13 protein-coding genes are annotated in these 12732 nt (G+C 36.4%); 10 read left to right on the forward strand and 3 right to left on the reverse strand.

The genetic code is table 11. The features are described from left to right. The first annotated feature begins 35 nt into the window (after positions 1–35). The 10 genes from kynU (at position 36) to ACQ65V_RS02140 (ending at position 9464) form a co-directional block, all read left to right on the forward strand. Positions 36–1322, forward strand: coding sequence for a kynureninase (gene kynU / locus ACQ65V_RS02095; RefSeq protein WP_430466685.1), 1287 nt, complete (start codon positions 36–38; stop codon positions 1320–1322). An 11-nt stretch (positions 1323–1333) separates the two neighbouring features. Next, a complete protein-coding gene (locus ACQ65V_RS02100) occupies positions 1334–2791 on the forward strand; it encodes an FAD-dependent oxidoreductase (protein WP_430466686.1) in 1458 nt (485 codons plus the stop codon). A gap of 314 nt (positions 2792–3105) precedes the next feature. Beyond that, on the forward strand, positions 3106–3543 hold the full coding sequence (locus tag ACQ65V_RS02105) for a RidA family protein (RefSeq protein WP_430466687.1): 438 nt from the start codon (positions 3106–3108) through the stop codon (positions 3541–3543). Then, positions 3540–4163: a hypothetical protein gene (locus ACQ65V_RS02110; protein WP_430466688.1), complete on the forward strand. Its 624-nt coding sequence runs from the start codon at positions 3540–3542 to the stop codon at positions 4161–4163. The genes ACQ65V_RS02105 and ACQ65V_RS02110 overlap by 4 nt, the downstream gene beginning before the upstream one ends. A 6-nt stretch (positions 4164–4169) precedes the next feature. After that, positions 4170–5609 (forward strand): aldehyde dehydrogenase, encoded by a 1440-nt coding sequence (locus ACQ65V_RS02115; protein WP_430466689.1) that lies wholly within the window; start codon positions 4170–4172, stop codon positions 5607–5609. 57 nt (positions 5610–5666) lie between these two features. Beyond that, a complete protein-coding gene (locus tag ACQ65V_RS02120; RefSeq protein WP_430466690.1) occupies positions 5667–6194 on the forward strand; it encodes a PsbP-related protein in 528 nt (175 codons plus the stop codon). Then, entirely contained in the window at positions 6195–6977 is a 783-nt protein-coding gene (locus tag ACQ65V_RS02125) for an SDR family oxidoreductase (protein ID WP_430466691.1), read from the forward strand. A gap of 146 nt (positions 6978–7123) precedes the next feature. Then, entirely contained in the window at positions 7124–7657 is a 534-nt protein-coding gene (locus tag ACQ65V_RS02130; RefSeq protein WP_430466692.1) for a 3-hydroxyanthranilate 3,4-dioxygenase, read from the forward strand. A gap of 80 nt (positions 7658–7737) precedes the next feature. Then, entirely contained in the window at positions 7738–8823 is a 1086-nt protein-coding gene (locus ACQ65V_RS02135; RefSeq protein ID WP_430466693.1) for an amidohydrolase family protein, read from the forward strand. Then, positions 8823–9464 carry an O-methyltransferase gene (locus ACQ65V_RS02140; RefSeq protein ID WP_430466694.1) on the forward strand — a complete coding sequence of 214 codons (642 nt, stop codon included), beginning with the start codon at positions 8823–8825 and terminating at the stop codon, positions 9462–9464. The genes ACQ65V_RS02135 and ACQ65V_RS02140 overlap by 1 nt, the downstream gene beginning before the upstream one ends. Positions 9465–9466: 2 nt before the next feature. On the opposite strand, the gene ACQ65V_RS02145 is transcribed toward ACQ65V_RS02140, so the two are convergent. From ACQ65V_RS02145 to ACQ65V_RS02155, 3 genes are all read right to left on the reverse strand, one after another. After that, positions 9467–9757: a Sec-independent protein translocase subunit TatA/TatB gene (locus tag ACQ65V_RS02145; protein ID WP_162306913.1), complete on the reverse strand. Its 291-nt coding sequence runs from the start codon at positions 9755–9757 to the stop codon at positions 9467–9469. A gap of 79 nt (positions 9758–9836) precedes the next feature. After that, a complete protein-coding gene (locus ACQ65V_RS02150; RefSeq protein WP_412560065.1) occupies positions 9837–12134 on the reverse strand; it encodes a M1 family metallopeptidase in 2298 nt (765 codons plus the stop codon). Between the two features lie 64 nt (positions 12135–12198). Continuing rightward, entirely contained in the window at positions 12199–12705 is a 507-nt protein-coding gene (locus tag ACQ65V_RS02155) for a DUF6702 family protein (protein ID WP_430466695.1), read from the reverse strand. Between the last annotated feature and the right edge of the window lie 27 nt (positions 12706–12732).

Raw genomic sequence — 12732 nt, forward strand, 5'->3', positions numbered from 1 at the left:
CCTTATTTTTGTTACAAACCGAAAATCAATCCAAATTGTCCGACTATAAACCTGGTCTAGATTACGCCAAACAACAAGATACATTAGACGAATTAGCGAACTATAGAGAACGATTTCATATCCCAAAAGACAAATATGGAAATGAGCTTATTTATCTATGTGGCAACTCTCTTGGGCTTCAACCAAAATCCACAAAAGATTATATCAACCAAGAATTAAAAGATTGGGCAAATCTCGGTGTTGAAGGGCATACCGAAGCTAAAAATCCGTGGTTACCATACCATGAGTTCCTAACAGAGAGTACTGCCAATTTGGTTGGTGCAAAACCAATTGAAGTCGTTACTATGAATTCATTAACGGCGAACCTTCATTTTATGATGGCGTCGTTCTATCAACCTACAAAAGAACGTTATAAAATTCTTATTGAAAGTGATGCGTTCCCATCTGACAAGTACGCCGTGGAATCTCAATTACGTCATCATGGTTATGACGACGACGAAGGCTTAATTCTTTGGAAACCAAGAGAAAGAGAAGAGTTATTGCGCTATGAAGATTTAGAGCAAATTTTCGAATCTCACGGAAATGAAATCGCTTTGGTAATGATTGGTGGAGTCAATTATTACACAGGGCAGTTTTTTGATTTAAAACGTATTACGGAATTAGGTCATAAACATGGTTGCATGGTTGGTTTTGACTGTGCGCATGGCGCAGGAAACGTTAATTTAGATCTACACAACTCAGGAGCGGATTTTGCGGTTTGGTGTACCTATAAATATTTAAATTCTGGTCCAGGAAGTCTATCTGGCTGTTTCGTACATGAGCGACATGCTTATAACAAAGACCTCAACCGATTTACAGGTTGGTGGAGTCACAACAAGCAAACCCGCTTTAATATGCGTCATGAATTTGATGTGCTACCTGGTGCCGAAGGTTGGCAATTGAGTAATCCGCCTATATTATCTATGGCAGCGATAAAAGCCTCATTAGACTTGTTTAATGAAGTAGGAATGGAAAAACTGATAAAAAAATCAAAAAAACTAACAGGCTATTTTGAGTTTTTATTGAAGGAATTAGGAGAAGATGTGATTAGAATCATCACACCAGAAAATCCAGATGAACGTGGTTGTCAACTCTCAATACAAGTCTTGAACGCAGATAAATCATTGCATAACAAACTAACTGAAGCTGGAGTGATAAGTGATTGGCGAGAACCAGATGTGATACGATGTGCTCCTGCGCCTTTATACAATTCTTTTGAGGATGTTTATTTGATGGTTGAGAAATTAAAGCCCATCCTAACCTTTCCAGAGGGAAGGAACTAACTACCAATATAATGAATAACAATACGAAAGATAGCAACAGTGAAAAAGTCTTCCCTTCTGGGGAAGATTTAGATGGGGCTCAGAATATATTAATAATCGGAGCTGGCCTCTGCGGAAGTCTCCTTGCGCTTCGACTAGGGCAACGTGGTTATAACGTCAACGTTTACGAAATGCGCCCAGATTTACGTAAAACAGATATCTCAGCAGGTCGTTCTATTAATTTAGCGTTTTCAGATCGTGGTAACAAGGCCATGAAATTAGTCGGCATTGAAGACAAAGTAAAAGAACTCTGTATTCCCATGAATGGACGAATGCTTCATGATAAAGAAGGTAACACATTTCTTTCAAATTACAGTGGTCGCGATTATGAATATATCAATTCCATTTCTAGAGGAGAACTTAACGGTTTATTATTGACAGAAGCCGAAAAGCATGAGAACGTAAACATTCACTTCAATAAAAAATGTAAATCGGTAGATTTTGAAAAAACCACGGCTTTGTTCAAGGATTACCACAATAAAGACGAGTTTATAGAAGATGCGGATTGTATTATTGCCACAGATGGTGCAGGTTCTGCGTTACGAAAGAGTTATTACTTGGAAAAGAAGTTTCTGTTTAGTTTTTCGCAAGATTATCTCACACATGGCTATAAAGAATTAAGCATTCTTCCGGCAGAAGATGGTGGCTATAAAACCTACAAGAATGCCCTACACATCTGGCCAAGAGGCGATTTTATGGTGATTGCCTTACCAAACTTAGATGGTAGTTTTACCGTAACCCTGTTCTTAAGTTACGATGAAGGTGAATATAATTTCAACAACCTAACCACACCTGAAATAGTCACCGAATTTTTCCAAAAAGAATTTCCTGATGCTTTAGAATTAATGCCAAATCTCGTTGATGACTTTTTTGAAAATCCAACTGCACCTCTTGGGACCGTTAAATGTTCTCCTTGGCATTATAAGGGCAATACGTTGCTTATGGGAGATTCGGCACATGCAATTGTACCATTTTATGGACAAGGGATGAACGCTTCTTTTGAAGATGTTGTGGTTTTTGATGAAGTTTTGGATACACATAAAGAAAAAGGTTGGGAAGCTATATTTTCAGAGTATGAAAGAACAAGAAAACCAGATACTGATGCTATTGCCGATTTAGCGATTGATAATTTTCACGAAATGAAAGATCATGTCGGCCAAGCCATATTTCAAGAAAAACGAAAAATTGAAATGGCACTTGAGAAAAACTTCCCAGAAGACTATTCCTCAAAATATAGTTTGGTTACCTTTAATGAGGATATTGGTTATCGTGAAGCAATGCTAAAAGGACGCGCACAAGACAAAGCTATTTTGAATATGTTGGCAGACGGAGTCATTTCCACAGAAGATGATATTAATGATATTTTAGATAAAGTAAAAACAGAAACCGAAGCGATTTTAGAGGATGATAGGATTGCCGGTTTGCATTAAAAAACCCATCCCTAACCCTTCCGAGGAAGGGAACAAAAAGTTATAAAAATTTAGAATTTAAAACTAAAAAAACAAAAATTCAAGCCCCAGATTCCGAAGAATTCGGAAACATCAAAATTCAGAAATAAAGAGCGAAGGAATGTAGATGCGAAGCACAGCTTCAAGCACGGAATTCCGGAAGCGAATGGTGCTTTAGCAATTTCCTAATTTTGATTGTGATTTTTTGGTTTTGCTGCGCAATATACTTTCATTTAAAACAGTGTTTTAAATCCAGTAGTGTATCAAGACAAAATGAACAGAGAAAAAAGAAAATTATGAGTAATACAAAAGATGAGATTCCTGCTTCCGCAGGAACTAGAGTAACACCAAGAGGAGCATACCCACACGTAAAACAAGTCGGAGATTTCATATTCGTTTCTGGCACAAGTTCGCGACGACCAGATAACAGTATTGCTGGTGTTGATATTATAGACGAAATGGGAACTAAAAAGCTAAATGCTTATACCCAAACCCAAGAAGTCATAAAAAATATAGAAAAGAATTTAGCTAAAGTCGGAGCCTCTTTAAAAGATGTGGTGGATGTAACGTCGTTTTTAGTCAACATGAATGATTTTGCAGATTACAACAGAGCCTATGCTGAATTTTTTGAGAAGGAAACAGGACCAACCAGAACAACAGTTGCTGTACACCAATTACCGCATCCGGATTTAGTGGTGGAGATTAAAGTAGTGGCTTTTAGACAGAATGAATGATAAACTTATTCCGAAAAATAAGAAAAGACATGTTTAAGAAAAAGAGCTTCTTAAGTTACCTACTCTATGCTATTGGAGAAATCGTCTTAATTGTAGTAGGTATTTTACTTGCGCTTTATCTTCAAAACAAAAACGAGGAAAAGAAAATTGAGAAAAATGTCAGTACGTCAATCAATATGCTCAAGGATGAAATTATGACTAACAAACAAAGTATTAATAGAGTCAAAGACTATCACATAATGGTTAGAGATTCGATTGATGCTATGGATACACCAAAAAATGAAGAGAATATTGATAACACATTGAGCTTTTGGAGAGGTATGCAAACACCACGATTGCAGAACGCGGCATTTCAAACCAGTATTCAATCTGGCGTCGGTAAAGAAATTCATCCAGAACTATTAAAATCTCTTAATGCATTGTATACTTATCAAGATAGTTATAACGCGTTCGGAACCCAAGCAACTCAAATATTCTTTAATGCCGATTTTACGGATTATAGTCAATTCAAAAGAATTATGACCTCGATCGGAATGACAATGACAGACCTCTATTGGTACGAACGTGAGCTTACTGAAATGTTTGATTACAACATAAAACAAATTGATTCTTTATATTAATAGAACTTGAACATTAAAAATTACATAAACGGCAACTTTCATAATCCAACTCAAGATAACTGGATTGACAACTTTAATCCTTCAAACGGAGAAGTCTATGGGCAAATACCTAATTCTTCAAAGGACGATGTGGAAAACGCTTATAAAGCTGCAAAATCAGCTTTTCCGAGTTGGAGTGAAACCACATTAGAGGAACGCAGTAGAATTCTAATTAAAATTTCAGAATTACTAGAAGCCAACTTACAACGATTTGCAGAAGCCGAAAGTAAGGATAATGGCAAACCTGTTTCACTAGCTAAAGCTGTGGATATCCCAAGAGCAGCAAGTAACTTCCGTTTTTTCGGAAATGCCATTACACAATTTGCAAGTGAAAGTCATGAATCCGTTGGGCAAAACGCTATCAACTATACTTTACGTCAACCCATTGGGGTTGTAGGCTGTATAAGCCCATGGAATCTTCCACTCTACTTGTTTACATGGAAAATTGCACCAGCCATCGCAGCAGGAAACTGCGTCGTTGCCAAACCCAGTGAAGTAACACCCATGACCGCCTACCTTTTAGGTGAAATATGTAATGAAGCAGGTTTACCGAAAGGAGTATTGAATATCGTTCATGGATTAGGCACCACTACTGGCCAAGCGATCATAGAACATCCAGATATTAAAGCCATTTCTTTTACTGGCGGAACAGCAACTGGTGCACATATCGCCAAAGTAGCAGCGCCAATGTTCAAAAAATTGTCTTTAGAACTCGGTGGGAAAAACCCAAATATCATTTTTGCCGACTGTGATTATGACGATATGCTGAATACTACGGTTCGGTCTTCTTTTGCTAATCAAGGACAAATCTGTCTGTGCGGCAGTCGTATTTTTATAGAAGCTTCCATTTACGATAAGTTCAAAAAAGACTTTGTAGAAAAAGTAAAAACGCTTAAAGTTGGTCACCCGTCAGAAAGTGATACCAATATTGGTGCATTAGTTTCAAAACCACATTTAGAAAAAGTAAAAGCGTATATCGAAATTGCAAAACAAGAAAATGGAACTGTGCTTAGTGGTGGAAATGAAGTAACCATTGAAGGTTATGAAAACGGTTATTACTTAGAACCAACAGTCATTGAAGTCCCAAATGATAAATGTCGTGTCAATCAAGAAGAAATTTTCGGGCCAGTAGTCACAATAATGCCATTTAATACTGAAGATGAAGTCCTGGAAATGGCAAACAAAGTAAAGTACGGTTTATCAGCCACGCTTTGGACCAATAACTTAAAACGTACCATGCGAATGAGTAACGAACTACAAGCAGGAATTGTATGGGTCAACACTTGGATGATGCGCGATTTACGAACACCTTTTGGAGGTGTAAAAGCATCTGGTGTAGGTCGTGAAGGTGGTTTTGAAGCTTTACGCTTTTTCACCGAACCTAAAAATGTATGTATTAAATATTAACAATAAGTTCTTATTTCGAATTCGTTTCAATATCTTATAAAACAAATCTAAAACGTTATGAAAATCAAAATACTTACACTCTTATTCATATTTGTATCAACCTCATTATTTGCCCAAGACGATTGGCAAACTTTCGCTAAAGATAATTATTCTATTAATTACCCTTCGGATTGGGAATATAGCGACCAAAACCCTCAACCCACGGTAGCATTTATGCTTTATAGCCCTGAAGAATCTCAAAAGGAAGATCGTTATAGAGAAAGTATTAATTTGACTGTTGAAGCACTCAGTATGGCAGATTATACCTTGGATGAATATACGAAGTTAGTATTAGACCAAGTTAAAGAAAAAATACCTACTGCCAAAATGATAAGTGCACTGCCAGTAAGTATAGGTGATGTAGACGCTACAAATATAGTTTGGTCTGCTGATTTTGGAAATGGCATGGTATTGCAATTCAATCAACTATTTGCTGTAAAAGATAGGATAGCTTATGTCTTAACCTTCTCCTCTACTGAGGCAGAATATGACAAATACATTGAGGATGCGAGTAAAATACTTAACAGTTTTAAATTCACTAAATAAATGAACTTAAATCTAAACAACAAATACGCATTAGTCTGCGGAAGTACAGCTGGAATAGGAAAAGCCACTGCTATAGCCTTAGCTGAAGAAGGGACAAACGTGACTTTAATTGCCAGAAATGAAGAAAAGTTAAAGGCCACATTAGCTGAATTGCCTCAACATCGTAATCACGATTATATCGTTGCTGATTTCTCAAACCCAAAGGAACTTCAACAAAAAGTTGAAATCTATATTAAAGATAATCACGGTTTCCATATTTTGGTTAACAATACTGGCGGACCAGCTGGTGGGCCTGTGTTTTCAGCTAAAGTAGAAGAGTTTGAGAGCGCATTTACGCAACACTTAAAATGCAATCATGTGTTAGCACAAACTATTGTTCCTTTTATGAAAGAGGAAGGTTATGGAAGAATAATTAATGTGATCTCAACTTCTGTTAAACAACCTTTAGACGGTCTTGGTGTAAGTAATACCATTCGTGGTGCTGTTGCCAATTGGAGTAAAACATTAGCCAATGAATTAGGACAATTCGGAATCACAGTAAACAATGTATTGCCTGGCGCTACAGGTACAGAGCGATTGACCGAAATCATTAAAAACAAATCTGCAAAAACAGGCAACACAGAGGAGGCAGCAGCAAACGCTATGAAAAATGCGGTACCTGCAAAACGCTTTGCCAAGCCTGAAGAATTGGCAGATGCCATTACATTTTTAGCTAGTGCACGTGCAGCCTACATTAACGGAATAAATCTTCCTGTGGATGGTGGACGTACAAAAAGTCTATAGCCCATCCTTAACCATTCTGAAAGAGAAGGGAAAAGTTGCTCGAATATTATTATCTTTAAGCTTAAATTGTATTTTTTAACAAATTACTCTTATCCACCCGAGTAAGAGTTCCTTCCCTTTGGGAAGGCTAGGAAGGGCTTTTTATCATGAGTAAATTATATCCTCCAATAAACTTTAAAGAATGGATCGAAGAAAACCGTCACCTGTTAAAACCACCTGTTGGTAACAAAGTTGTTTGGAAAGGCGGAGATTTTATTGTTATGGTGGTAGGTGGACCGAATAGTAGAAAAGATTACCACTACAACGAGACGCCAGAATTCTTCTATCAAGTTGAAGGCGATATTGTTTTAAAGGTAATTGACAAAGGCACTCCAAAAGATATTCATATTAAAGAAGGTGATATTTTTCTACTACCTCCTAAAATACCACATTCACCTCAACGTGGTGCAAATACAGTTGGTCTGGTTATAGAATACCCAAGAGAAAAAGGTGTGCAAGATGCTCTACTTTGGTTCTGTGAAAATTGTACAACAAAATTGTACGAAGAAGATTTTACACTTGATAATATTGAAACGGATATGCCAAAAATCTTTGATGCATACTATGGTGATAAAGACAAACGCAGTTGCCCAAATTGTGGTGAGGTAATGCAACCACCTAAGAAAGTACAGATTGACTAATGTGCCATACAGAGCACTCTAAGAATCTAATTAAAACTTAAAGATGTTGCCGAGGCAAATGCCTCGAAATAGTAATAAATATGAGTAAACGAAAACTACGTATAAATGGTCACTCCCACTTACTACCCTATCCTGAGGAGATTCCTCAGTTTATGAAAGATAAAGGGATTTTTTGGGTAGACAAAGACCGAAAATATATGCTTCAAAAAGATTGGAACAGACCAATCACAGATTCGAGTTTTTTCTTAAATGAAAAATTAGCTTGGATGGAACGCTTTAAAATAGATCATGCCGTGGTTTTAAACCTGTCTCAACTTTATGGAAATGGGTTACGTGTTGAGGAAATGAAACAAGCTTTACGTTTTCAGAATGATTTTAACGCTAAAGTACAGCATGAGAACCCTAGCAAATTTACTTGTGGTTTTGTAGTGCATCCCGGATTTGTACGTGGTGCTTGTTGGGAAATTGAGCGCTGTGTAGAAGAATTGGGCATGCAACTCTTATGTTTACCAACACATTATATGGATACCATTGGTACTTGGCGTTGTATTTTTGACGAAGAAAATGAACCAATTTTTGAATTGGCAAACAAGTATAATCTTGCGATTGAAATTCACCCATATGATGGTGAGAAATTTATAAAATTAGAAAACACATCTTGGCGTTTTCATTTGATATGGATGTTGGCCCAGTGTGCAGATGCTTACCATTTTTTAACTCTCAACGGCTACCAGGACAAATATCCTAATATGAGAACTTGCTTTGCGCATGGAGGGCAATTGGCTCAGATTAATTTAGGGAGACGAATACAAGGGTTTGATGGTAGACCAGATTTATTTGAAGGTAAAAGCCATCCAAGAAAAGCCGTAGGGCATAAGAATATATTCTTTGATACTTTGGTACATGATACAGGTGGTTTAGAATTACTTATTAAAAATCAAGGGTATAAACAAGTCCTAATGGGACTAGATGACCCTTATCCTTTGGGAGAAATGGAAAGTGAAAAACAATCGTCTTATCCAGGTAAGATTTTAGACTTGGCTATAGAACGAAAAATTATTACAGAAGATGAACGTGATACAATTTGGGAGGATAATGTCATACAGTGGTTGTGTGGTGAAGACCAGATTGCCAAAGAAAAATTGGTTAAACGTATATTGTCATAATGAATTTCTTGCCTGAAAAATTAGACAATTATATTGTTGCACACTCTGAACAAGAACCAAGGCTTTTACAACAATTAACCAGAGAAACGTATCAAAAAGTCTTACAACCGATTATGCTCAGTGGCCCTTATCAAGGAAGGGTTTTGAGCATGATTTCAAAATTGATAAGTCCTAAAAACATACTAGAATTAGGTACTTTCACTGGCTATTCTACTTTATGTTTGGCCGAAGGTCTTCAAAAGAGCGGAGAAATACATACCATTGACATCAATGAAGAACTAGTGGACTTTCAACGTAAGTATTTTGACAAATCAGGTTTTGGGGATCAAATTTTTCAACATACAGGGAATGCCTTAGATATAATCCCAACTATAGATAAGATGTTTGATTTGGTATTTATAGATGCCGATAAACCTAACTACAGTGGTTACTTTCATTTAGTAATCGATAAGTTGAATTCTGGTGGAGTTATTCTTTCAGATAACGTCTTATGGCATGGGAAAGTAGTAGAACCATTAGAGGACAGAGATAAATCCACTAAAGCTGTTTTGGATTATAATACACTACTAAAAAACGATGACAGAATTGAAACTGTTGTTTTGCCAATAAGAGATGGTTTGACAATTAGTAGAAAAATCTAAATCTACATTTTTCTTTTAAGTGAGCCAGTAAAATCTTCTAAATCGTCTTTGGCCTTTTTGATTTCTTCCTGAACCTCCTTAGCTACATCAGAGTCTATGATGTTGCTTTCTTTAGCACTTTTGGTGACTTCATGTTTAATATCATTGGTTGCATCTTTTAAAGTACGCATACCTTTACCAAGGCCTCTAGCCACTTCTGGTAATTTATCTGCACCAAAAACCAATACCACTATAAATAGTATAAAAACTATTTCAGTACCTCCAATGAATAATAATGTAGTTAATTTTATCACAGTGCAAATATAGAGTGACTTTAGTTAATAAAAAAAGCCGACTCGTTAAAGTCGGCTTAATATTACGTTATTATCTCAATTAATTCTTTACTTTATCCTTGAACTTATCAAAATCACTTTGTTCTACCTCACGTGGCCAAGAATTGTTAGAAGTATCTACATCTGCAGTTTCTAAGTCAGGGTCAACAGTAATTGCTACTATTTCCTTATCGGTAGCTACAGCTCTGCTTACCTCCTTATCATTCAGTCTCCAAATTTGAGCTGGATAAGTCACTTTCTCTTTAGAACCATCTGCATATTCATACTCTACGATTAAAGGCATTACCAAACCACCTGGTTTATCAAAAGTAACTTGATAGAAATACTTTGGAGATTTCTTTAGGTTTTTTTGTTCCTCAGGAGTAAAGTTATCCATTATGTATTCCTTTACTGTAGGTAAATCCTCAATCGATGTACCATTATTCATAGCTTCGTCATAACCTTCTTCGCCTTCACCTATGAAATAAACTAGGGCGTTAGGATCCATATTGAAGCGCTCAGCCAACTTTCTCCCATTTTCATTAGGGTTACTGGTAACTGCATATTTTTTTACTTCCTTAATTCCAATATCAGTATAGTCTGTAGTATAGAACCACCCTCTCCAGAACCAATCTAAATCAACGGCTGAAGCATCTTCCATGGTACGGAAAAAATCCTCAGGTGTTGGGTGCTTAAACATCCAACGGTTAGCATATTCTCTAAATGAATAATCGAATAAATCTCTACCCATTATAGTTTCTCTTAAGATATTAAGACCTGTGGCAGGCTTACTGTACGCATTACTACCAAATTGGTAGGTATTTAAACCTTTGGTCATAATGGGCGCAATAAAATCTTGGTTACCTCCCATATATCTTACAATGTTTTTGGCAGGCCCTCTACGTGATGGGTATTTATCATGACCTGGTGATAACGCTGTTGGATACCACTCACCAAAATCTTGCTCGGCTACATACTGTACAAAAGTGTTTAATCCTTCGTCCATCCATGTCCATTGACGCTCATCACTATTTACGATCATTGGGAAAAAGTTGTGTCCAACCTCATGAATAATTACGCTGATCATTCCGTATTTAGTTCTATCTGAATAGTTACCATCTTTATCAGGGCGACCAAAATTGTAACAAATCATTGGATATTCCATTCCCATTGGTGCATGTACCGAAATTGCCTTGTGATAAGGATAATCGAATGTCATACGAGAATACGATTTTAAAGTACTAGCAACGGCATAAGTTGACCACTGCTCCCATAATGGGTTTCCTTCTTTAGAATACATAGAAACAGCCATAACATCTCTGTCTCCAATCTTCACAGCCATCATATCCCATAGAAATTTACGAGATGTAGCAAAACCAAAATCACGTACCATTTGTGCAGAAAGTTTCCAAGTCTTTTTCTTGTTACTTTTTGTCTTTTCCGTTTTCTCTGCTTCCTCTTGTGTTACAATCATAACTGGCTTGTCATAAGACTTTTTAGCTTGATTGTATCGCTTCATCATTTCTTTTGTATAGACTTCTTCTCTATTGGTTAAATAACCTGTACCATCTAAAATGTGATCTGCTGGCACTGTGATGTTTACATCAAAATCACCAAATGGTAACGCAAACTCATCACGTCCCCAAAATTGAGAATTTTGCCATCCTTCTACATCGTTGTACACAGCCATACGAGGATAGAATTGTGCCATAACATATATTCTGTTATCGTTTTCTTCAAAGTATTCATAACCAGAACGACCACCATCTTTAACGTGATCATTGATGTTGTACCACCATTTTATCTTGAATGAAAATTTATCTCCTGTTTTCATTGGCTTAGGCAGTTCTACTCGCATCATAGTACGATTAATGGTATGAGGCAAATCTTTACCATTTACATCTTTTACATGCTCAATATTAAAACCTCCATCGAAGCTTTCTTTTAAATATGATCTTGTAGCTCTTGAAGCCGAAGTTGCAGGACCAATACCAGAACTGTTAATCAATGGTGTTTTAGAGTCTCTCGCACGCATATTTTGGTCTAATTGCACCCAAAGATATTTTAACTCGTCTGGCGAATTGTTGGTGTAAGTAATTGTTTCGTCACCATATAACCTTGCATTTACATCGTCGATTTCGATATCCATTTTGTAATCTGCTTGCTGTTGGTAATATGCCGGACCTGGTGCACCAGAACCTGTTCTGAACATGTTTGGTGTAGCAAACTCATCGTAGAGTTGTTTGAATTTGTTTTGGTTGGTATGACCTGGTTGACGCTCTGGTTTTATTTCGTTTTGAGCATAAGTGCTTGCTGAAGTAAAAAGCAAAGCACACAAGAAAAACTTGAAAATCTTCATTATGATATAGTGTTTTTAAAAAATGATGCCTAAAATAATGATTTAAGATTGTATTAACAGATTTTTAATCAAAGTTTAACATGCATTTATCATTATCTGGAATCAGCAAAAAGCTTCTGTTTTTCCCTAACAACTTAAGCCTAACGATATTCTGCTGATCTGAAAATTTATCGAATAAGACCCTATTGACAACTTCCATAGATTTAATGTTTGAAACGTTTTCGATTTCTAGGTAGCAATAGGTAATATCATCTTTATATTCTTTACCTATAAAATTAAATTTCACTGGGTTTCCGTTGACCTTTATTTCTAACTTATCTGACAAATAGCGTTTCATGTAATTGTCTATCATTTTAGAATCACTATCTGGAGCAAGCTTTATCTCTTCATCGTAACGCATCTTCAGTAGCTCTTCAAAATCATCAATAAAAATCTGGCTTATAATTTGAAGGGACTGCTGCTCTTCTGCGTATTCAATTTTTGTGACACTTACATAATATTCGTGCTTCACATTGTTAGATACAAATAATGGAGCTATTACAAAAGCAATTACAATCTGTATTAATTTCATGGTTTTAATTCTAAGGTTGTTCAGCTA

It is taken from the genome of Winogradskyella ouciana (genome assembly GCF_965284585.1).
Classification (GTDB): Bacteria; Bacteroidota; Bacteroidia; order Flavobacteriales; family Flavobacteriaceae; genus Winogradskyella; species Winogradskyella ouciana.